Origin of the sequence: Kocuria arenosa (assembly GCF_042879215.1) — a bacterium.
Lineage (GTDB): Bacteria > Actinomycetota > Actinomycetes > Actinomycetales > Micrococcaceae > Kocuria > Kocuria arenosa.
Genome location: NZ_JBHZTA010000006.1, coordinates 252,928 through 273,142, shown reverse-complemented (window position 1 = coordinate 273,142; position 20,215 = coordinate 252,928). Strand labels below are relative to the sequence as shown.

Annotated in this window: 20 protein-coding genes; 12 read left to right on the top strand and 8 right to left on the bottom strand. The window is 69.2% G+C overall.

The annotated features are described in order from the left end of the window. Positions 1 to 70 precede the first annotated feature (70 nt). Together ACFYE3_RS12430 and ACFYE3_RS12425 are read right to left on the bottom strand one after the other, a co-directional pair. Positions 71 to 505: an ATP-binding protein gene (locus tag ACFYE3_RS12430; protein WP_387609546.1), complete on the bottom strand. Its 435-nt coding sequence runs from the start codon at positions 503 to 505 to the stop codon at positions 71 to 73. Then, positions 498 to 830, bottom strand: coding sequence for an STAS domain-containing protein (locus tag ACFYE3_RS12425; RefSeq protein WP_387609544.1), 333 nt, complete (start codon positions 828 to 830; stop codon positions 498 to 500). Before ACFYE3_RS12425 ends, ACFYE3_RS12430 begins: the two co-directional genes overlap by 8 nt. 179 nt (positions 831 to 1,009) lie before the next feature. Between ACFYE3_RS12425 and ACFYE3_RS12420 the strand changes: the two genes are divergently transcribed. Together ACFYE3_RS12420 and ACFYE3_RS12415 are read left to right on the top strand one after the other, a co-directional pair. Then, positions 1,010 to 2,962, top strand: a complete 1,953-nt coding sequence (locus ACFYE3_RS12420; RefSeq protein ID WP_387609542.1) for a glycosyltransferase — start codon at positions 1,010 to 1,012, stop codon at positions 2,960 to 2,962. A 118-nt stretch (positions 2,963 to 3,080) separates the two neighbouring features. Then, positions 3,081 to 4,025, top strand: coding sequence for a glycoside hydrolase family 26 protein (locus ACFYE3_RS12415; RefSeq protein WP_387609541.1), 945 nt, complete (start codon positions 3,081 to 3,083; stop codon positions 4,023 to 4,025). A gap of 19 nt (positions 4,026 to 4,044) precedes the next feature. Here ACFYE3_RS12415 and ACFYE3_RS12410 read toward each other — a convergent pair whose 3' ends face one another. Continuing rightward, positions 4,045 to 6,447: an ATP-binding cassette domain-containing protein gene (locus ACFYE3_RS12410; RefSeq protein ID WP_387609539.1), complete on the bottom strand. Its 2,403-nt coding sequence runs from the start codon at positions 6,445 to 6,447 to the stop codon at positions 4,045 to 4,047. A gap of 208 nt (positions 6,448 to 6,655) precedes the next feature. Here ACFYE3_RS12410 and ACFYE3_RS12405 point away from each other — a divergent pair, with 208 nt between their 5' ends. Both ACFYE3_RS12405 and ACFYE3_RS12400 read left to right on the top strand, forming a co-directional pair. Beyond that, on the top strand, positions 6,656 to 7,276 hold the full coding sequence (locus ACFYE3_RS12405) for a ClpP family protease (RefSeq protein WP_017832348.1): 621 nt from the start codon (positions 6,656 to 6,658) through the stop codon (positions 7,274 to 7,276). Beyond that, positions 7,273 to 7,875: a ClpP family protease gene (locus ACFYE3_RS12400; RefSeq protein WP_387609536.1), complete on the top strand. Its 603-nt coding sequence runs from the start codon at positions 7,273 to 7,275 to the stop codon at positions 7,873 to 7,875. The genes ACFYE3_RS12405 and ACFYE3_RS12400 overlap by 4 nt, the downstream gene beginning before the upstream one ends. Before the next feature lie 25 nt (positions 7,876 to 7,900). On the opposite strand, the gene ACFYE3_RS12395 is transcribed toward ACFYE3_RS12400, so the two are convergent. Beyond that, positions 7,901 to 8,293, bottom strand: a complete 393-nt coding sequence (locus tag ACFYE3_RS12395; protein ID WP_387609534.1) for a helix-turn-helix domain-containing protein — start codon at positions 8,291 to 8,293, stop codon at positions 7,901 to 7,903. Positions 8,294 to 8,395: 102 nt separating this feature from the next. Here ACFYE3_RS12395 and ACFYE3_RS12390 point away from each other — a divergent pair, with 102 nt between their 5' ends. The 3 genes from ACFYE3_RS12390 (at position 8,396) to ACFYE3_RS12380 (ending at position 11,032) form a co-directional block, all read left to right on the top strand. Next, the gene (locus ACFYE3_RS12390) at positions 8,396 to 8,554 is read left to right on the top strand and encodes a hypothetical protein (protein WP_387609533.1); all 159 of its coding nucleotides are present in this window, start codon (positions 8,396 to 8,398) and stop codon (positions 8,552 to 8,554) included. Between the two features lie 102 nt (positions 8,555 to 8,656). Then, positions 8,657 to 10,072 (top strand): helix-turn-helix transcriptional regulator, encoded by a 1,416-nt coding sequence (locus ACFYE3_RS12385; protein WP_387609531.1) that lies wholly within the window; start codon positions 8,657 to 8,659, stop codon positions 10,070 to 10,072. A gap of 123 nt (positions 10,073 to 10,195) precedes the next feature. After that, positions 10,196 to 11,032 (top strand): class I SAM-dependent methyltransferase, encoded by an 837-nt coding sequence (locus ACFYE3_RS12380; RefSeq protein ID WP_387609529.1) that lies wholly within the window; start codon positions 10,196 to 10,198, stop codon positions 11,030 to 11,032. A 164-nt stretch (positions 11,033 to 11,196) separates the two neighbouring features. Here ACFYE3_RS12380 and ACFYE3_RS12375 read toward each other — a convergent pair whose 3' ends face one another. Continuing rightward, positions 11,197 to 12,216: a hypothetical protein gene (locus tag ACFYE3_RS12375; RefSeq protein WP_387609527.1), complete on the bottom strand. Its 1,020-nt coding sequence runs from the start codon at positions 12,214 to 12,216 to the stop codon at positions 11,197 to 11,199. Between the two features lie 304 nt (positions 12,217 to 12,520). On the opposite strand from ACFYE3_RS12375, the gene ACFYE3_RS12370 reads away from it, so the two are divergent. The 4 genes from ACFYE3_RS12370 to ACFYE3_RS12355 all read left to right on the top strand — a co-directional run bounded on the left by ACFYE3_RS12370 (position 12,521) and on the right by ACFYE3_RS12355 (position 14,930). Further along, the gene (locus ACFYE3_RS12370; RefSeq protein WP_387609525.1) at positions 12,521 to 12,814 is read left to right on the top strand and encodes an ArsR/SmtB family transcription factor; all 294 of its coding nucleotides are present in this window, start codon (positions 12,521 to 12,523) and stop codon (positions 12,812 to 12,814) included. Next, on the top strand, positions 12,811 to 13,218 hold the full coding sequence (locus ACFYE3_RS12365) for a VOC family protein (protein WP_387609523.1): 408 nt from the start codon (positions 12,811 to 12,813) through the stop codon (positions 13,216 to 13,218). Before ACFYE3_RS12370 ends, ACFYE3_RS12365 begins: the two co-directional genes overlap by 4 nt. Positions 13,219 to 13,443: 225 nt before the next feature. Continuing rightward, positions 13,444 to 13,812 carry a hypothetical protein gene (locus ACFYE3_RS12360; RefSeq protein WP_387609521.1) on the top strand — a complete coding sequence of 123 codons (369 nt, stop codon included), beginning with the start codon at positions 13,444 to 13,446 and terminating at the stop codon, positions 13,810 to 13,812. A 5-nt stretch (positions 13,813 to 13,817) separates the two neighbouring features. Continuing rightward, entirely contained in the window at positions 13,818 to 14,930 is a 1,113-nt protein-coding gene (locus tag ACFYE3_RS12355; RefSeq protein WP_387609519.1) for a M14 family metallopeptidase, read from the top strand. A gap of 61 nt (positions 14,931 to 14,991) precedes the next feature. Here ACFYE3_RS12355 and ACFYE3_RS12350 read toward each other — a convergent pair whose 3' ends face one another. From ACFYE3_RS12350 to ACFYE3_RS12340, 3 genes are all read right to left on the bottom strand, one after another. Continuing rightward, entirely contained in the window at positions 14,992 to 15,186 is a 195-nt protein-coding gene (locus tag ACFYE3_RS12350) for a ferredoxin (RefSeq protein WP_387609518.1), read from the bottom strand. A gap of 9 nt (positions 15,187 to 15,195) precedes the next feature. After that, on the bottom strand, positions 15,196 to 16,443 hold the full coding sequence (locus ACFYE3_RS12345) for a cytochrome P450 family protein (RefSeq protein ID WP_387609517.1): 1,248 nt from the start codon (positions 16,441 to 16,443) through the stop codon (positions 15,196 to 15,198). 263 nt (positions 16,444 to 16,706) lie between these two features. Beyond that, complete coding sequence (locus ACFYE3_RS12340) at positions 16,707 to 17,813, bottom strand: CpsD/CapB family tyrosine-protein kinase (protein WP_387609514.1); 1,107 nt, start codon at positions 17,811 to 17,813, stop codon at positions 16,707 to 16,709. Positions 17,814 to 19,280: 1,467 nt separating this feature from the next. Here ACFYE3_RS12340 and ACFYE3_RS12335 point away from each other — a divergent pair. Beyond that, positions 19,281 to 20,114, top strand: a complete 834-nt coding sequence (locus ACFYE3_RS12335; protein WP_387609513.1) for a WecB/TagA/CpsF family glycosyltransferase — start codon at positions 19,281 to 19,283, stop codon at positions 20,112 to 20,114. The last annotated feature ends 101 nt before the right edge of the window (positions 20,115 to 20,215 follow it).

Sequence of the window (20,215 nt, the reverse complement as noted above, 5' to 3'; positions counted from 1 at the left end):
GGGGGGGGGGGGGGGGGGGGGGGGGGGGGGGGGGGGGGGGGGGGGGGGGGGGGGGGGGGGGGGGGGGGGGCTACGGCTGGTCCCGGTGGTACTCCCGGCGCAGTTCCCAGACGTTGGTGTCGCCGTGGCGTTCGAACACCACCGTGCTCACCAGAGCCTGGATCAGCGCCATGCCGCGGCCGGACTCCTCCAGTTCCTCCACCGCGGGAGCGGCTCCACGGTCCAGGACGACGGGCGCGGCACCGACCTCGTAGACCTTCGCCTGGAGCCGGCACGGTGCGGCAGTGACGTCGACCTCGAGCTCCAAGGCTGCCTCGGCGGCGGGGATGGCGTGGTCGACAACGTTGGCCGCCGCTTCGACCACTGCCAAGGTGAAAGCCATCCGGTCGACCTCCGGCACGAAATCCGCCTCGGCCCACAGACTGTCGAGGTCGTCGTGCACCGCCTCGACGGTCTCCGCCCTCGCCGGCCCCCGGCGGGACCGCCGGGCCAGGCGCTCAGGCATCGGGGAAGGCTTCCTGTGCGGAGCCGTAGGGGGTCAGCACCCGGTCCATGCCGGTCAGCTTCAGCACCATGCGCACCTGGTCGTTCACGGCGGCGATGCGCAGGTCGCCGCCGGCCTGGCGGGTGAGCTTGAGGCAGCCGATCAGGGCGCCGAGGCCGGAGGAGTCCACGAACTCCACCCCCGCCATGTCGAGGACGACGTGGTGGTGGCCGGCGGCGACCACCACGGCCACGACCTCTCGCAGCTTCGGTGCCCGCACCATGTTCAACCGGCCGGTGCCGGCGATCCGGGTGTAGCCCGGTGTGTGCTCCACGGTGAATTCCAACAGCGTTCCTTTCCTCCGGAGGTGTCCCCGGTCGTGACATCAGCGGTGGGCGCCCGTCGGCGCACTCCCGGAGCAGCCAGGGGGAAGGGGCTGCTCAGCAATGACTGCCGTGCACAACACTAAGCTGGGTGCCCACGGGCGGGTGCGACCTCGCCGCAGAACACCGACAAGGAGATGATGTGCACCGTTTCTGGATCCGCCTGCTGGTCGTGCTGACCGTCATTCTCGGGGTGAACTACGTGGGGTGGCGGTGGATGGAGTCGCTGAACTGGTCGGCGTGGTGGATCGCGGTGCCGCTGGTGCTGGCCGAGACCTACAGCTTGATCGACGTGATGCTGTTCGGCCTGACGATGTGGCGGCTCAAGGAGCGCACGCCCCCGCAGGCCCCGCCGGGACTGACCGTGGACGTCTTCATCACCACGTACAACGAGCCGCTGGACATGGTGATGGACACCGCCCTCGCCGCCCACCGCATCCGGTATCCGCACGCCACGTGGATCCTCGACGACGGGGCGCGCGAGGAGCTGCAGGAGCTGGCCGAGTCCCACGGCATCGGCTACCTCACCCGCAGCGCGGAGTGGAAGGACCGGCCCCGCCACGCGAAGGCCGGCAACCTCAACAACGCCCTGATGCTCACCCAGGGCGAGTTCATGCTCATCCTCGACGCCGACCAGGTCCCGGAGCCCGAGATCCTGGATCGGACCCTCGGCTACTTCAACAACCGCAAGGTCTCCCTGGTCCAGACCCCGCAGTACTTCGTCAACGTCCCCGAGGACGATCCGCTGGGCAGCCAGGCGCCCCTGTTCTACGGTCCGCTGCAGCAGGGCAAGGACGGCTGGAACGCCGCCTTCTTCTGCGGCTCCAACGCGATCCTGCGCCGCGAGGCGCTGATGCAGCTGGGCCTGGTCGGCTACGTGGAGGAGGTCGAGCGCAACATCCGCAATGCGCTCAGGGGCTCCGGCTCGGCGGTGCGGAAGGCACGCCGGTCCGCGCAGGCGGCCGACCCGGTGGTCGTCCGGCTGCTCGACGAGGTGGAGCAGGCCACCCGGAAGGCCCAGACGGATCTGAAGGCCGGGCGGTCCTTCAGCGAGATCACCTACGAACTGCGCCGCGCGGTCGACGACGCCGTCCAGGAACTCGTCGCCGCGGACGTCTCCGCGCTGCAGGCGGACCTGGCGGAGATCTCCGCGATGGGCCTGGACAGCGGCCACGGGCACCTGTCCCCAGAGGAGGTCGAGGAGGCGGTCGCGCAGCTCTCCGCCCGGGAGTGGTCCCCGCTCGGGGCGCTCGAGTCCGTGCAGGCGGTGCTCGACGCCATCTCCGTGGAACGCGGCGACGAGGCGCAGCCGGTCATGCCGCTGGCGACGATCTCGGTGACCGAGGACATGGCGACCGCCATGCGGATGCACGCCCTGGGCTGGCGCAGCGTGTACCACCACGAGATCCTGGCGCTGGGGCTGGCCCCGGAGGACCTCAAGACCATGCTCACCCAGCGCCTGCGCTGGGCGCAGGGCACCATCCAGGTGCTGCTGCGGGAGAACCCGCTGTCCAAGCGGGGCCTGAAGTGGACCCAGCGCCTGATGTACTTCGCCACCATGTGGAGCTACCTGTCCGGCTTCGCGGCAGTGGTCTACATCGCGGCGCCGATCATCTACCTGCTGTTCGGCGTCCTGCCCGTCGCCAGTCTCAGCACGGACTTCTTCGTCCGGTTCATCCCCTTCATGATCGTCAACCAGGTCCTGTTCGCGGTGGCCGGGCGGGGGGCCAAGACCTGGCGGGGACAGCAGTACAGCCTGGCCCTGTTCCCCACCTGGATCAAGGCGTGCACCACGGCAGCGCGCAACGTGTGGTTCGGCCGCCCGCTCGGTTTCGCCGTCACCCCGAAGGTGAAGGAAGGCAGCAGCCGCGATTGGCATCTCATCCGGCCCCAGCTGGTCGCCATGGGCCTGCTCGCCGCGGCGGCGGTCATCGGCACCGTCCGTCTGGCGGTGGGGTTGAACGAGCCGATCGGCACCCTCGTCAACGTGGCGTGGGTGGTGTTCGACCTCGTGGTGCTGAGCGTGCTGATCAAGGCTGTGCGCTACGACGGGTTCGTCCCGGAGGAAGAACCTGCGCGTTCCGACGCCCGTTGACGGCGCCTGCACCGTGGACGGGTCAGGGTCCCACGGGCAGGGTCTGCCAGGCGTCCGGCATCATGCGGCCCGTCCGACCCGCCGTTCCGTCCTCGCCGCCGCGGCAACGGCGGCCCTGGTGACCGCCTGCGCGGAAAGGACCACCATCGAGACCTTCCCTCCCCACCACCGCACTCGCCCGCTGGAGCACGGGGTCTTCCTGCCCCACGGCCCGCAGGACGGACCGGCCTTCACCACGATGATCGGTGTGGCGCCGCAGTGGATGCTGCTCTTCCGGGATTGGACCCACGAGACCCCTCCGTTGGGCGCCCTCGAGGCCGTGCGGGCCCAGGGGGCCACCCCTGTCCTCACCTGGGAGCCCTGGTACGCCCCGCCCATGGACACGGCGCCCGCGAGCGCCTCGCACCAGCCGGCCTTCGCGCTGGCCCGGATGCCGGCCGGGGACCACGATCACCGCATCGGCACCTGGGCGGAGGCGCTCGCCTCGTGGGGCCACGACGTCGTCCTGCGGTTCGCCCATGAGATGAACGGCACCTGGTACCCGTGGGGGGCAGGCGTCCAGGGCAACACCGCCGATCAGTACGTCCGCGCCTGGCGCCACGTCCACGACAGGTTCGCCGCGGCCGGGGCCGCCAATGTCCGCTGGTGCTGGGCGCCCAACATCCCGGCCCCCGGACCCGGCGCGGACGGTGCACGGCTTGCCGACTTCTTTCCCGGGGACGACGTGGTCGACGTCCTGGGCATCGACGGCTACAACTGGGGGTTCCCGAACCCTCCGCTGTCCTGGACCACGCCCGCGGAGCTCTTCGACCCCGGCCTGGCAGAGCTCCGCGGACTGGGGACCCGGTTGCCGATCGTGGTGACGGAGACGGCGTCAGCCGAAGGGCACGTGCCCGGGCACTCCAAGGCCGACTGGATCACCCAGCTCTTCGACTACCTGAACCGACAGGGAGACGTGCGGGCGGTCATCTGGTTCCACGAGAGCAAGGAGCGCGACTGGAGAATCGATTCCTCCACCACGGCCTGGACCGCGTATCGCCGCGCCGTGGCGAAGCTGCGCTGACTGCGCGGGGGTGCTCCGCTCAGGCTCCGACGTACGCCGCGAGGTGCTCGCCCGTGAGGGTCGAGCGGGCGGCGACGAGCTCGGCGGGGGTGCCCTCGAAGACGATCCGGCCGCCGTCGTGGCCGGCGCCGGGGCCGAGGTCGATGATCCGGTCCGCGTGGGCCATGACCGCCTGGTGGTGCTCGATGACGATCACCGACTTGCCGGAGTCGACCAGCCGGTCGAGCAGGCCCAGCAGCTGCTGGACGTCGGCGAGGTGCAGGCCGGTGGTGGGCTCGTCGAGGACGTAGACGCCGCCCTTCTTGCCCAGGTGGGTGGCCAGCTTGAGCCGTTGCCGCTCCCCGCCGGAGAGCGTGGTGAGCGGCTGGCCGAGGCTGAGGTAGCCCAGTCCCACGTCGGCGAGCCGGTCGAGGATGGCGTGCGCGGCCGGGGTCCGGGCGTCGCCGGCGCCGAAGAACTCCTCGGCCTGCTCGACCGGCATCGCGAGCACCTCGGCGATGTTGCGCCCGCCGAAGGTGTACTCGAGCACCGCGGCCTGGAACCGCTTGCCCTCGCACTCCTCGCACGTGGTGGCCACGCCGGCCATCATCACCAGGTCGGTGTAGATGACGCCGTTGCCGTTGCAGGCGGGACAGGCGCCCTCGGAGTTGGCGCTGAACAGCGCCGGCTTCACGCCGTTGGCCTTGGCGAAGGCCTTGCGGATCGGGTCCAGCAGCCCCGTGTACGTCGCCGGGTTGCTGCGGCGGGAGCCGCGGATGGCGCCCTGGTCGATCGACACCACGCCCTCCCGGCCGAGCACCGAGCCGGAGACCAGCGAGCTCTTGCCGGAGCCGGCCACCCCGGTCAGCACCGTGAGCACGCCGAGCGGGATGTCGACGTCCACGGACCGGAGGTTGTGGGTGTCGGCGCCGCGCACCTCCAGCACCCCGGTGGGCGTGCGCACCGAGGACTTGAGGGCGGCGCGGTCGTCCAGGTGCCGCCCGGTGAGGGTGCCTCCGGTGCGCAGACCCTTCACGGTGCCCTCGTAGCAGACGGTCCCGCCGGCCGTGCCGGCGCCGGGGCCGAGGTCGACCACGTGGTCGGCGATCGCGATGGTCTCCGGCTTGTGCTCCACCACCAGCACGGTGTTGCCCTTGTCCCGCAACTGCAGCAGGAGGTTGTTCATCCGCTCGATGTCGTGCGGGTGCAGCCCGATGGTCGGCTCGTCGAAGACGTACGTGACGTCGGTGAGCGAGGAGCCGAGGTGGCGGATCATCTTGGTGCGCTGGGCCTCGCCGCCCGAGAGCGTGCCGGAGGACCGGCTGAGGGAGAGGTAGCCGAGCCCGATCTCCACGAAGGAGTCGAGGGTCTCGCCCAGGGCCGTGAGCAGGGGCGCCACGGACGGCTCGTCCAGCTCCCGCACCCACGCGGCGAGGTCGCTGATCTGCATGGCGCAGGCGTCGGCGATGCTGATCCCGCGGATCTTCGAGGACCGGGCCGCCGCGCTGAGCCGGGTGCCGCCGCACTCGGGGCAGGCGGTGAACGTCACGGCCCGCTCCACGAAGGCGCGGATGTGGGGTTGCAGCGCGGCCACGTCCTTGGACAGGAAGGACTTCTGGATCCGGGGGATCAGCCCCTCGTAGGTCAGGTTGATGTTGTCGACCTTGATCTTGGTCGGCTCCTTGTGGAGCAGGTCGTGCAGCTCGGTCTCGGAGTAGTCGCGGATCGGCTTGTCCGGGTCGAGGAAGCCGGAGCCGCCGAAGATCCGGCCGTACCAGCCGTCCGCGCTGTAGCCGGGGACCGTGAGCGCGCCCTTGTTGAGGGACTTGGACGCGTCGTAGAGCTGGGTGAGGTCGAAGTCGTTGACGGAGCCCATGCCCTCGCAGCGCGGGCACATGCCGCCGGTGATGGAGAAGCTGCGCCGTTCCTTGATGGTCTTCCCGCCGCGCTCCATGGTGACCGCGCCGGCCCCGCTGATCGAGGCGACGTTGAAGGAGAACGCCTTGGCCGTGCCGATGTGCGGCTGCCCGAGCCTGCTGAAGAGGATTCGCAGCATCGCGTCGGCGTCGGTGGCGGTGCCCACGGTGGAGCGGGCGTTGGCGCCCATCCGCTCCTGGTCCACGATGATCGCGGTGGTGAGGCCGTCGAGGACGTCGACGTCGGGCCGGGCCTGGGTGGGCATGAAGCCCTGCACGAAGGTGCTGTAGGTCTCGTTGATCAGCCGCTGGGACTCCGCGGCGATGGTGCCGAACACCAGGGAGCTCTTCCCGGAGCCGGAGATGCCGGTGAACACCGTGAGTCGGCGCTTCGGCAGCTCTACGCTGATGTCCCGCAGGTTGTTCTCCCGCGCGCCTTGGACGCGGATCAGGTCGTGGCTGTCGGCCACGTGCGGCGCGGAAGACGTCGCGGGGGACTGCGGGTCCTGGTGCGGGGGTGTGCTCATCGTGTCTCCATCCCTGGGGCGCCGACGTCAGGATTCCCGACGAGGCTGCCCGGTTCGATCCGACCGGTTCCGAGCATACGTGCGGCCCGGCCGCCGCTCGAGGATTCAGCGGAGCTGACAGCACAGCTGACGGCAGAGCCGCTCAGGGCAGAGCCGCGCACAGCAGAAACGGGTTCCGCTCAAGAGGGTCCGGGTCCACGCTGGGCCCATGAACACCACCACCGCACCACCGAGAACCCCGATCGACGACGAGCTCGCCTCCCGGCTGCTGGAGCAGCGCATCATCGTGCTGGGCGCCGAGCTGGACCAGGCCACCGGCAACCGGCTGTGCACGCAGCTGCTGCTGCTCTCCGCCCAGGACCCGCGGCGGGACATCAGCCTCTGGATCAACTCCCCGGGCGGCTCCGTCCCGGCCATGCTCGCGATCATGGACGTCATGCGGATCATCCCCAACGACGTGTCCACCCTCGCCATGGGGCTCGCCTGCAGCGCCGGGCAGTTCCTGCTCTCGGCCGGCACCCCGGGCAAGCGCAGCGCCCTGCCGCACGCCCGGATCCTGCTGCACCAGGGCTCGGCCGGGATCGGCGGCACCGCCGTGGACATCGCCATCCAGGCCGAGGACCTGCGCCACACCCGGGACACCGTGCTCGGGCTCATCGCCGAGCACACCGGGCAGCCGCTCGAGCGGATCGTGGCCGACTCCCAGCGGGACCGCTGGTTCACCGCCGAGGAGGCCCTCGCCTACGGCTTCGTGGACCGGGTCATCGCCGGGCTCGACGACGTGCGGCCCCGCTCCGCCACCACGGCCGCCGCGGGGGTGGGGTCGTGAGCAGCTACCCGGTGCCCTACGTCGTCGAACGCACGCCGAACGGCGAGCGCAGCATGGACGTCTTCAGCCGGCTGCTGGTGGAGCGCATCGTCTACCTCGGCACGGAGATCGACGACGGGGTCGCGAACGTCCTGATCGCCCAGCTGCTCTACCTGGACTCCTACGGCTCCGACCAGCCGATCGGCTTCTACATCAACTCCCCGGGCGGGTCGACCACGGCGATGCTGGCCGTCTACGACGCCATGCAGCATGTGGGCGCCCCGGTGGAGACCACGTGCGTGGGGCAGGCGGCCTCGGCCGCCGCGGTGCTGCTGGCCGCCGGCGCCCCCGGGCGCCGCTCGGTGCTGCCCCACGCCCGGGTGGTGCTGCACCAGCCGGCCGCGCAGGGCCAGGGCACCATCCCGGACCTCATCCTCGAGGCCGAGGAGATCGCCCGCACCCGGGCGCAGCTGGAGCAGGTGCTCGCCCGGCACACCGGGCGCAGCCCGCAGCAGGTGCGGGAGGACACCGACCGGGACCTCGTGCTCACCGCCGAGGAGGCGGTGCGCTACGGGGTGGCGGACCGGGTGGTGACCCCGCGGGAGGTCCGGGCCCGGTGAAACCGGCGGGTGTCAGGGCGAGCGCTCAGACGGCCAGGGCCACCGGACCGGCCAGGCAGACCGGTCCGCCCGGGACGGCACGGGCGGCCGGGGCGCTGTCGAGCAGCACGCCGGTGGTCCCCTCGGTGAGGTCGACCAGGTTCAGCCCCAGGGCACCGACCACCGCGGCGATGATCTCCGACGAGGGGTCCTTCACCCCGCGCTCGATCTCGGAGAGGTACTGCGTGGAGACCCCGGACGTGCGGGCCACCTGCGCCAGCGTCAGTCCCTGCGCCAGGCGGTGGCGGCGCAGGAACATCCCCAGCACCGACCGCCACAGCGGGTCCACGGGCGCTCGCGGCGCGGCACTCTCCCGCGGCGCGGGCACCGGGAGGTAGTCCGGCGACGAGACAGATGTGGGGCGGATCACGTCCTTCATGGACCCATGCTAGGTCCGTCCGGGCGCCGACGGGCGAGTCGTCTGCTGTGAGCAGATCACGGTGTCCTGTCCACGCGGCGGGCGCGGTGGGATACTGCTCGCATGGAGTCGCCGCAGGTGGGCGATCTGATCCACGCGGGCACGGAGGCGCTCGAACGGTCCGACTGGGCCGGCGCGCGCCAGGCCTTCGAGCGCGTCCTGGACGGCGACGGATCCGCCGGGAACGCGGAGGCCGCCGAGGGCCTGGGACTCGCCCTGTGATTCCAGGGTCAGGTCGCGCAGGGCATCCAGTGGCGCGAACGGGCCTCCACCGCGTACGCGGCAGAGCGGTGTGCCGACGACGCCGCCCGGGTGGCGGTCTGGGTGTCCGACCAGCACATGATCGCCGGCCGCCCGTCCGCGGCGCGGGGCTGGCTCGCCCGGGCCGAGCGGGTGGTCGAGGGCACTCCCGTGAGCACCGGGCACGGATGGGTGGCGATCGGGCGGGCCGAGCACGCGACGTCCGTCGAGGAACAGGCGCGACAGGCGGAACGGGCGCTGCGCATCGGCCGGGAGACCGGCGCCGAGGACCTCGAGGTCCTCGCGCTGAGCCTCCTCGGCCGGGCGGAACTGGCCGCCGGCCACCGGGAGCCGGGCATGCGCCTGCTCGAGGAAGCCATGGTTGCGGCCACGGCGGGACGGGTCCGCAACATCCACACCGTGGGCTCGGCCTACTGCCACCTGGTCACGGCCTGTGCCGAGGCGGAGGAGTGGGAGCGGGCCAGGGAATGGTGCGAGCACGTCGAGGCCTTCGCACAGGCCCACCGTGCGGCCCCGCTCATGGGAGTCTGCCGGACCGTGCACGCCGACGTGCTGCTCGCCACGGGCCACTGGTCCGAGGCCGAGGTCGCGCTGGAGTCCGCCGTGGCGGCCCTCGACCGCTCCATCCCGGAGCTCAGCGTCCCGGCGCTGGCCTCCCTGGCCGAGCTGCGGATCCACCAGGGCCGGCTGCGGGACGCGGAACAGGTCCTGTCCGGGCGCGAGGAGCACCCGTCGTCGTTGCGGTCCCTGGCCCTGCTCCACACCGCCGAGGGACGACCGCAGGTCGCGGTCGCCCTGCTCGAGCGCGGCCTGTCCGAGACGGAGGGCCACGCGGTGCGCACCGCGCAGCTCCTGGCGGCCCTCGTCGATGCCTACCTGGCCGCCGGCGACCTCCGGGCCGCAGAAGCGGCCACCGAGCAGCTCGACCGGCTCGCCGTGGAGTCCGGGATGCGTCTCGGCTCGGGGCGCGCGGATCTGGCCGGGGCACGGTGCGCCCTGGCCGGCGGCGACCGGGGCGCGGCCGCCGAGCGCGCCCGGCGCGCGCTGCGCGCCTTCGGCGCCCTGGCGATGCCGCTGGACGCGGCTCTGGCCCGGCTTGAACTGGCCCGCTCCGTGGCGAACACCTCGCTCGAGCTGGCGCGGGACGAGGCGCTGGCCGCCCAGAGCGCCTTCCGCGCCCTCGGCGCGTCCCGGGAGCTGGACGCCGCGGCCCAGCTCCTGCGCGAGCTCGGGAGCGGCACCGGCCCCCGGCCGAGGAGCGGGGGAGACCTGACGTCCCGGGAGCACGAGGTGCTCGACCTCATCGCCCTCGGGATGTCCAACGCACGGATCGCGAGAGCCCTGCGGATCAGCGAGAAGACCGCCGGGCACCACGTGAGCCGGATCCTGATGAAGCTGGGCGTGCACAACCGGGCGGAGGCGGTGGCGCACGCGGTGGGAAGGGACCGGGGACATGAACCCGAGATAGGGCACGAATAGGGCGTTCTCCCGATGTTCCGTCCTGCCGATCGGCGGATGCTGGGACGCATGGCGCAGCTGAACAGCACTCCAGCAGCAGGCCTCGACCCGAGGCGCCCGACCCATCGACCAGGAGACCCCGTCATGAGCCAGATCAGCACCAACCAGACGGCAGACCAGCAGCTCAAGGCCAAGCACCGCGCCGTCTGGGCCTCGGGCGACTACCCGACCATGGTGGACACGTTCCTGCTCCCGCTCGGCCCGCGCCTCGTCCAGGCCGCGGGCATCGGCGCCGGACAGCGTGTCCTCGACGTCGGCGCCGGCAACGGCAACGCCTCCCTCCCCGCGGCCGCCACGGGTGCCCGCGTCACCGCCAGCGACCTGACCCCTGAACTGCTGGCCAGCGGCCGGCAGCGCGCCGCGGTCGCCGGACTCGACCTCGAGTGGGTCGAGGCCGACGCCGAGCACCTCCCGTTCGAGGACGCCTCCTACGACGTGGTGATGTCCTCGATCGGCGCGATGTTCGCCCCCCACCACCAGCAGACGGCCGACGAACTGGTCCGCGTGGTCCGCCCCGGAGGCACCGTCGCGCTGCTGAGCTGGACGCCCGAAGGGATGGTGGGCGAGCTCTTCCGCACGATGAAGCCCTTCGCCCCGACCCCGCCTCCGGGCGTGCAGCCCCCGCCGCTGTGGGGGAGCGAGGAGCACCTGCGGGGACTCTTCGGCGGACGGGTGGAGTTCCACCGGTTCGTTCGGGACGTCCTTGACGTCACGGCGTTCCAGAGCGCCCGTGACTTCGGCGAGCACTTCAAGGCCAACTACGGTCCGACCATCGCCACCCGTGCGAACGCGGAGCGGGAGGGCCGCGCCGCGGAGTTCGACGAGGCGCTCGACCAGCTCTGCGACGAGTGGAACCGGGGGACGCCCGATCGGGCGCGGTTCGAGATCGAGTACCTGGTGGCGGTCGGCACCCGGCCGTGACCGGCGCCCGGTGAGCCCGCCAGCACCATCGGCTCCGGAGGCCACCGCCAGGTCCAGAGGCGGATCAGCTCCGCGGTGATGACTTGTCCCCTGAGCCAGGGCGGGGGGCGCTCGGCGTCCCCCGCCCTGCGTGCTGCCTTCGCTGTCGGGCCTTCGCAGGAGCGCTACGAGCAGGTGTTGCGGCGCTGTTCCGCGTTGGAGGGGTTGTTGTAGCAGGTCTGACCGGTGCCACGCGTGGAGGTCTCGACGATCGGCTCCCCGGGGCGGCGGGTCTCAACGACGAGGGGCTCGAGCTCACGCTCGCTCGGCGTCACGACGGGAGTAGTGGGCGCGCACACAGGTTCGCCTACGATCGGGTCACCGGGCAGCGTCTCCGTGGTCATGCTGGGTTGGACCGGAACAGTCCTCGTCTCCACGAGCGGCTCGGCCGGTGTGGTCTGGGTTTGGACGCGCGGATTCGGCGCGCCCCCCGCAAAGACGACGGGCACCAACGGACCGGTGGTGTTGTTCGCGTACCTGTTGGTGGTCGTGGTGGTTGTGGTGATCGTGCGCTGTTGGTATGTGATTGTCTCGTCTCGGACCTGACCTTGCGTCGTCGTGCGCACGAAGCTGGTTTGCTGCGTCGTCGTGATGCACTCTTCGCGCGCTTGCGTCGCGACCGTGCGCTCGGTCCGCGGGGTAGTCACCGTCGTGACCACGGTGGTGGGAGTCGTCGTGGTGGTGACGACCGCGCGCTCACACCGCTCGACCGACCTCCTGCCGTTGTCGTTGTTGACCCGCTCACAGTTGACCGTGCCGGGAGCCGCGGTGCTGGTCGGTGCGCCACGCTCGGTGCGCTCGGCCGTGGTGGGCGTTCCGGCAACGACCGTCTCGACGTTGGTCTGATCGCCGACATTGCGCTCCTGGGAGTCAGTCGTGGTTTCGCCGGTGGGAGTCGTGGGACCGTCGAAGAAGATCGAGCTCGTGCCGTCGGGCCGCGGTTCGCTGTTCGTGTTCGTCGGCCTCCCGAACGGTCCAGTGACAGAGGTCGATGTCGTGACGACACAGCGGTCCAGGTTCTGAGTCGAACCGGCCGTAAAGACTCCGCCAGCTTGCTCACACGTGTGCTGGCGCGTGTGGTCCGCATGCGCCGGAGGTGCTGCCAGTGCTCCCGTGAGGAGCAGTGGCGCTGCGACGGCGATCACGCTACGAATCCTGAACATGAGTGGTCTCCTTCAAGTTACAGGGGGGTAGTTGCAGACGTTACGGACTGGATCGGCACTCCACCAAACTTTTGTCCAGGTTACGATTGCAAGCCTTCCGCATACGGCGCGGCACTGTGGACAACCTGAACGGTGGGTTTCATGGCAACGATGTCCTGCGCGCAGGCACTGGTGTATGCCCATCACCAACGGCGAGAATCCGGAGGGTCCCATGTCGATGGAGACGGCGATGGCGAACAACTTCGGACCCTTGACTGGCAACCAATAGGTTGCCTATTCTTAGTACGTGGACATCGTGTTCCAGGCCCTGGCCCATCCCGCGCGGCGGATCCTCCTCGAGGAGCTCGCCGCGCGGGATCGCCAGAGCCTCTTCGAGCTCACAGTGCGGCTCATCAACGACCACGGCCTGGCCATGACCCGCCAGGCCGTGACCAAGCATCTGGCCGTGCTGCGCGAGGCCGGCCTGGTGACCACCACGGTCCAGGGGCGCACCACGGTGCACCACCTGGACACCTCCCCGCTCACCGACGCGCGGCAGTGGATGGACTCGCTGCCGCCCCCGCCGAAGGACACGCCATGATCATCACGTACGCCTCCGTCTTCGTGGACGACCAGCAGAAGGCCCTGGAGTTCTACACCGACAAGCTCGGCTTCCAGCTCAAGGTCGACGTGCCGACCGGGCCCTACCGCTGGCTGACGGTGGTCTCGCCCCAGGCCCCGGACGGGGTGCAGCTGCTGTTGGAGCCCTCCGAGCACCCGGCCGTCCACCCGTTTAAGGCGGCCCTGGTGGCCGACGGCATCCCGTTCAACAGCTTCGGCGTCGAGGACGTGCGGGCCGAGCACGAGCGCCTCACCGCCCTGGGCGTGCACTTCGTGCAGGAGCCGACGCCGATGGGCCCGGTCACCACCGCGGTGCTCGACGACACGTGCGGGAACCTCATCATGATCGCGGAGCTGACCGACCCGGAGGCCGCTGGGCAGTGAACTCGGTACGGGGCGCGACCGTCCTTGGGGGCGGAAGCCTGTCCCACCGCCTCGAGGCGAACCGATAACGCGGTAGTCACGCCCTGGTGATTGGATGTCCGGTACGGAGACGCAGGCGCGGCGTCGGCCGCGGGGCGAGATCATCGCGCCCCTGGCCCCTCGGCGCTGCCCGGACCCAGTGCGGGTGGCAGAGAAGCTGCTTCCCGCGCCGGTGAGGAGGATGTCATGAGCAACGATCCCGATCTGCCCCCGCTGATCCACATGGAGGTCCGCGCGGCCGAGCTGGAGGATCTACGGGTCTTCGCCCGGGAGACCGGTGCGGATCTGGGCTGCCGGGCGACACCGCGGCGGGAGGCCGACGGCTGGGTCGTGGACGCCTACCTGCCGGAGGACCGGCTCGCGACCGCCCGGAGCTTGCGCGCCGCCGGCCGGGTGCAGTTGGAGGTCCGGGAGAACGCCACCGCCGTCGGCCGGGAACGCCAGGCCGAGGTCGGCACCGGCAACCGGTTCAGCGGCGGGGATGTCACCCGCGGCGGGCAGACCGTCCGCGGCACGGATCTGGCCCCCGTGCGGGGCCTCGGGGAGACGCGCTGATCATCATGGCCTATCTCAATGTCGACGAGATCGAGACGGCCCTGCAGTCCCTGGCCGCCGAGTACATCGAGCTCACGGAGCTCATCGACCTCCCGCACCCCACCCACGAGGGCCGCCGCACCCGCTGCCTGCGCATCGGGGCCGACCCGGACGCGCCCGGGGTGCTGCTGCTGGGCGGCGTCCACGCCCGGGAGTGGGTGCCGCCGGACGCCCTCGTGTCCCTGGCCGCCGACCTGCTGGAGGCGGGCACCCTCGGCACCGGCCTGGTCTACGGAAACCACCACGTCCCTGCTGCCCGGGTGCGGCAGGTGCTGGAGAGCACCAACCTCTACGTCTTCGCGTGCGTGAATCCGGACGGGCGGCACCACAGCCAGACCGTGGAACCGATGTGGCGGGGGAACCGGCGTCCTCACCCGGCCGGCGGCCTCTGCACGGGGGTGGACGTCAACCGCAACTTCGACTTCCTCTGGGACCACACCACGGCATTCCATCCCGGGGCCGAGGTGGCGACCTCCGCGGATCCCTGCGATCCCCGTCAGGTCTACCGCGGGCCATCGGCCGCCTCGGAGCCGGAGACCCGCAATGTGGTGTACCTGCTGGACACCCGGCCCGGGATCCGCTGGCACGTCGACGTGCACAGCTTCGTCCCGGTCATCCTGCACAACTGGGGCAGCGACGAGCACCAAATCACGGACCCGCCGCAGAACTTCCGCAACCCCGCCTTCGACGGGCTGAGGGGGATCCCCGACGACACCGCCTACCGCGAGCACCTCCCCGCCGCGGACCTCGACGCCGAGGTCGCCCTGGGGACCGTGATGAGCGACGCGATCCGGCAGGTGCGCGGCGACGTGTACCCGGTGGTGCCGTCCTTCGGGGGGCTGTATCCGACCTCCGGGACCAGCGACGACTACGCCTACAGCCGGCACTTCACCGACCCGTCACGCCCCCGGGTGCTGGGCTTCACGATCGAGTGCGCCCACAGCTTCCAGCCCCCGTGGGCCGAGGCGGAGCACGTCATCCGCGAGGTCTCCGCGGGCCTGGTGGCCCTCGCCGCAGAAGTCGTCGACGCGGTCGCCGGCGAAGGACAGGCGTCCACCGCCCAGGAGAAGATGTCCTGAGCAGTACGTCCGGCGGATCGGGACCGGGGGCATCCGGGTCCGGGCGAAAACGACAGGCCGTTCAGTCCTCGACCACGCTCAGAGCTCCGGACGGGCACCTGTCGACCGATTCACGAGCCGAATCCTCCTGCGCGGCCGAGGGCGTGTCGGTGAGCAGGACGACGACGGCGTCCTCGTCCTGGTCGAAGAGGTCAGCGGCGACGAGCACGCAGTTGCCGGAGCCGATGCACACGCTGCGGTCGGCGCGAATACCCATGTCGTCCTCTCAGCCCAGGTGCACGGGCAGGGCACGGTAACGCAGCCAGAGGGGCAGGGGCTCGACCTCGAGCTCCGAGCGGTCCACGGCCAGACGCAGTCCGGGATTGCGCTGGACGAGGACGCCCAGGGCGATGCGGGTCTCCAGGCGGGCCAGGTTCGCGCCGAGGCAGAAGTGCACGCCGTGGCCGAACGCGAGGTGATTGTTGGGGTGGCGGTCGATGTCGAACCGGTCCGGGTCGGGAAACTCGCGGGGGTCGCGGTTCGCGGCGTGCAGCAGCGGCACGACGGAGGCCCCGGCCGGGATGGTGGTGCCGTGCCAGGTGACGTCCGTGACGGCGGTGACCGGCTCGGTGCCGCCGATGGGGCTGCTGTAGCGCAGCAGCTCGTCGACGGCGCCGCGCCAGAGCCCGTCGTCGTCGGGTGCGGCGCGCAGCCTCTCGAGCTCCTGCGGGTGGTCCAGCAGGGTGAGGACCGCATTGGTGATCAGGTTGTAGGTCGTTTCGTAGCCGGCCGTGACCAGCAGGAACACCATCGCGGTCAGCTCGTCGTCGCTGAGGCGGTCGCCTTCCTCCTCCACGTGGATCAGTCCGGTCAGGATGTCCTCGCCGGGTGCGGAGCGCTTGTGCTCGATCAGTGCACGGACGAGGTCGGTCAGCGCGTTCACGTCCCGGGACCAGCTGTCCTGGCCGAGCGCGGTCATGCCGGCGATGAGGGCCTGCACGCCCTGCTGGAACCGGTCCCGGTCGGCGAGCGGAACACCGACCATCTCGTTGATCACCGTCGTGGGGATGGGCAGGGCGAACTGCTCGCGGAGCTCCATCTCGCCGGCCGGTTCGAGCCGGTCGAGCAGACTGTGGGCCAGCTCCCGCACCCTGTCGCCGAGGCCGGCGATCGCCCGCGGGGTGAAGGACTTGGCCACCAGTCCACGCAGCCGTCGGTGCGCGGGATCGTCCATCAGGATCATGCTCGAGGTGGTCAGCAGCCGCATCGGTTCCTGCACGGAGTCGGGGAACTGGTCCAGGAACGCCGGGCCTCGCCCACCGGGGGAGCGCAGGAACCGAGCGTCGGTCAGCAGCGCTCGGCAGTCGGCGTAGCGCGAAACCATCCACAGGTCCTGCTCGCCCATGTACGCCATCCGCCCCTTGTAGACCGGGGCGTTGTCCCGCAACCACGCGTAGTGGGAGTCGAGATCGGCCAGGAACTCCGGGCTTCCGACGGTGATGGGGTGGACGATCGAGGAGTCAGCGGCGTTCATGACGGTTCCTGCCCACCGCAGGGCGGATCGACTCCCGCCCATGCCCACCGACGATCCGTACCATGGTTGCTCCCACCGTCCAGGTTCAACGGTAGTGAGGCGGCAGGGCGCCTTCAAGAGCAGGGAGCGCGGTTGCCGCGCCACGGACGACGGGCCAATTCCACGGTGGGTGCCGGCGGGCGTCGTCGACCCTGGCATGCAGTTCGGGGCGCCTTCCCGCAGGAAGGCGCCCCGTGGACGGCGTGGCCGGAGACCGGCCGGGCTCAGTGCCCGGTGGCCGTGGATCCGCTGGACGAGCCGGACCGGTTCCACGCCTCGAGGCCGAAGCTCTCGTGCGTGGAAGCAACATCGGCGTCCGCCTGCGCCGCGCGCGTCGGCGCGGGGGCCGCGTCCTCGGCCGACGGAGCCGTGGGCTCCTGCGGCGTCCGGGGAAGGGACGGCTGCTGGGCGGCAGTACTCACTGAGCGGATCTCGGTGCCCCACGGCTGCTGCGTGCCGACCGGTGCGGCGACGACCGGCTGCGCACCGGTTCCCGGTGCCGGCTGCTCGTCAGAGTTCGCGTAGTAGGACTTGCCGTAGTAGCCGTAATAGCCGGCGTCCGCACCGGTGGTGGGCACCCGGTTGAGCACCACGCCGAGCAGGTTGCCGCGCACCTGGTGCAGGTTCCCCAGCGCCTTGGACAGCTCGTCGGTGGTGGTCCGCTGCGCGGTGGCCACGATGATGGCGCCGTCGGCGGAGGCGGTGAGCAGCGCGGCGTCGGTGACCGGCAGCAACGGGGGAGCGTCCACCAGGACCAGGGCATCCTCGGCGAGGGTCTCGAGCATGGCGTGCATGGCCTTCGAGGACAGCAGCTCCGTGGGGTTCGGGGCGGTCCGGCCGGCGCCGAGCACCTGGAGGTTCGGGAACTTGTCGTAGGTCTGGAGGACCTCGTCCACCTGCACCTGCCCGGTCAGCACGTCGGTGACGCCCACGCCGGGCACGAGGCCGAACAGGTCGGTGATCACCGGTCGGCGGAGGTCGCCGTCCACGACGACGACGTTGCGCCCGGTCGAGGCGATGGCCACCGCCAGGTTCGCCGTGATCGAGGACTTGCCCTCACCCGGCAGGGAGGAGGTGACCACGATCATCTTCGGCGGGTTGTCCACGGAGACGAAGCTGAGGTTGGTGCGGAGCTCGCGCAGGGCCTCGGAGAACTCGTGGTGACCGCGCCCGGCGGAGAAGCCGGTCTCGACGATCTCGCGGTGGTCGGCCAGCCGGTCGTCGGTGGGGATGACGCCGAGCACGGCGACGCCGAAGCCGTCCCGGATCTCCTCGACGGACTTGATGCGGCGGTCCATCTTGTAGCGGGCGAAGGCGTACAGGAGACCCAAAAAAACTCCTATGAAGGAGCCAAGCAAAACATTGAGAACAGTCTTGGGCGAGGCCGGCTCCACGGGTACGGGAGCTTCACTCAAAGGTTGCAGAGTGACGGATGCTGCGTCTTCGTCGCTTTGGCTACCCGACTCAAGCTCTTCGACCTTCTCACTTAGGGCTTGGACCCAAGCGTCAGCCATCTCGGCCGATTGTGCGGCAGAAGTAGACCGGACTGTAACGTCGACCTGAACAGAATCCGTGGGATTGACTGCCGAAATATCCGGAAGGAGCTCCTCCGGTGTTGCCGTCAGATCCATTTCATCGATCACAGCTACGGCAACGGGTCTTGACCGAGCCAAAGATTCATAAGTTGCCGCTTTGGATTTAGCCACGTTATCCCCGGCTAGAACGCTGGCAATGTCTGCTGTTCCATTTGTTAGAACTATTCCAGAAGCAGTCGTCTCGTAAGTCTTAGGCTGAAGCAGAGACCATGTCAATGTTAAAAGCGCGCCGAGTACAAAAAATGTCGTTATCGCTTTCCAGTGTGACTTCATCAGCCTGAGGCCGTTACGTGCGTCCAGGCCACGCTTATCCGAGTGGACGTCCGTGTGGTCCACAGGTACTCCTTATGGTCTGCTGGGGGGAATTCTGGAGAATGCGCGCCCAAGGACCCAAAAATAGGTCGCACTGCTGCCGACCTTCAATATCGACCCCAGGCAGCTCCGCCAGTCGTGTCGCAGACTATACCTGTGTCTCCGGCCACTGAGAGTCAAGGACTCGCTGACGGCGGCATGCGAGAGGAGCAGTGGTGGCGTGCCAGCGGCTCCAATCGTTCGCCACCCTGGTGCGCGTCTCCAACGACTGCATGGGAAGAGTCGACGCCGAAGCCGAAGACGACCAGTTGGCAGGTACGCCACCCAACAGCTGGCATCTTGAACGCACGGGGACCAAGAAACGACATCACCGAAGTTCAAGCACGGCACTCGCCCCTTGACCTCGGCGCAGTCCCCCGCTAACCCGCCCCTGCGGTCGAGCGACATGGTGGGGACCAATGAAGTGACCCTCGCCACATGGTGGAAGGTCTAACAACGGAATCGATGAACATGGGGTGGCAGGTTGGTCACGACTGCAAGCTGATGGCAGCCCCTCTTGTGCCGCGGTCCCGATGAACTGGTCGCCCGGCCGCCGGCCCCGCAGGCTACCGAACGCCTAGACACGCGGGTCATAAACGGCCAGGCTCACGTCCGGGCATGTAGCCTGGCCAACGATACGAGGGCTGGTGGACGTGGCATCACATTGCGGCAGTCACCAGCCGGTAGACCCCCCAAGGCACCCCCCACCCCCCCCGTTATATCGCCGACCTCAACCTCTTTCATCAAAGCCCTATAGGCACATATGGAATTCATCCTTTCGTACCGAAAATAATACGGTGACTTCCAGCGCAAAGAGACAGAGGCGCGGCCCAGAGATTCATCGAGGCCAACGTGACTTCAATCCCGGCAAGAGACCTGACTTTGTCCGTATCTGAAAAGAACATTTTTCGAATTGGTTCTAACACGGTCTTTAACGGAACCTTTGAAAAACTGTTGTCCGCACTTAGGGATTTAAGTAATGATGGTGTAAGCCATCTGGTCATAACCTGCAATGTTGACCAAACCATCAATCTAACCAAAGACGCTGAGCTTAGGAGTGCCTACGATAAAGCATCCCTTATTACTCTAGATGGAGCCCCCCTGGTGGCCATCGCCCGTGCGATGGGCGCAACGGAAGTGCATAGAATTACCGGCGCAGACCTGCTACCCGCTGTGTGCAAGAATGCAATGTTCGTTGGCAAGAAAATAGCAATCACCGGGGGAAGGGACGACACACTAAGGAAAGCTGTTACGAATTTGAGGGCTGCATATCCGCAGGCCGACGTCTTGGACATACCATTTCCGATGCTTTCGTCGTGTGATGACAAAAGAAGCCTCAGCGTCATATCCGCGCTTCATGACGCGAACCCGGATATCGTCTTCGTATGTCTGGGTTCACCTAAACAAGAAGCCTGGTACCTGACATGGCAAGATCAATTGCCAAACGCAGTCTACGTTGGCGTAGGCGCGGCCGTAGACTTTGCCGCGGGATCGGTCGTGCGAGCGCCTCAATGGTTGCAGGGGCTAGGGCTCGAGTGGACGCACAGACTCCTTCAAGAGCCAAAAAGGCTCGCCCATCGGTATTTGATTCGAGGCATGGTCTTCGTGCCGATTGTTCTAAATTCTCTATGGAATCACCTCTTCACTCGTCGGAAAACAGCTGTGTTCGAGGCGACAAGTGACTAGAGTCCTCGCCGCGATCAGTTCTCAAGCTCTAGCGAGTGTCGCGACAGTGGTGTTGTCCATAGCCGTGGCGCGTGTGACGACTTCTACTGAGTTCGGGTATT

Bases quoted from the DNA above. Each gene is read 5' to 3' on its own strand.
- ACFYE3_RS12355 (WP_387609519.1), top strand. From the start codon at position 13,818: ATGGCCTATCTCAATGTCGACGAGATCGAGACGGCCCTGCAGTCCCTG.
- ACFYE3_RS12365 (WP_387609523.1), top strand. From the start codon at position 12,811: ATGATCATCACGTACGCCTCCGTCTTCGTGGACGACCAGCAGAAGGCC.
- ACFYE3_RS12430 (WP_387609546.1), bottom strand. From the start codon at position 505: ATGCCTGAGCGCCTGGCCCGGCGGTCCCGCCGGGGGCCGGCGAGGGCG.
- ACFYE3_RS12405 (WP_017832348.1), top strand. From the start codon at position 6,656: ATGAACACCACCACCGCACCACCGAGAACCCCGATCGACGACGAGCTC.
- ACFYE3_RS12380 (WP_387609529.1), top strand. From the start codon at position 10,196: ATGAGCCAGATCAGCACCAACCAGACGGCAGACCAGCAGCTCAAGGCC.
- ACFYE3_RS12390 (WP_387609533.1), top strand. From the start codon at position 8,396: ATGGAGTCGCCGCAGGTGGGCGATCTGATCCACGCGGGCACGGAGGCG.
- ACFYE3_RS12395 (WP_387609534.1), bottom strand. From the start codon at position 8,293: ATGAAGGACGTGATCCGCCCCACATCTGTCTCGTCGCCGGACTACCTC.
- ACFYE3_RS12360 (WP_387609521.1), top strand. From the start codon at position 13,444: ATGAGCAACGATCCCGATCTGCCCCCGCTGATCCACATGGAGGTCCGC.
- ACFYE3_RS12345 (WP_387609517.1), bottom strand. From the start codon at position 16,443: ATGAACGCCGCTGACTCCTCGATCGTCCACCCCATCACCGTCGGAAGC.
- ACFYE3_RS12410 (WP_387609539.1), bottom strand. From the start codon at position 6,447: ATGAGCACACCCCCGCACCAGGACCCGCAGTCCCCCGCGACGTCTTCC.
- ACFYE3_RS12350 (WP_387609518.1), bottom strand. From the start codon at position 15,186: ATGGGTATTCGCGCCGACCGCAGCGTGTGCATCGGCTCCGGCAACTGC.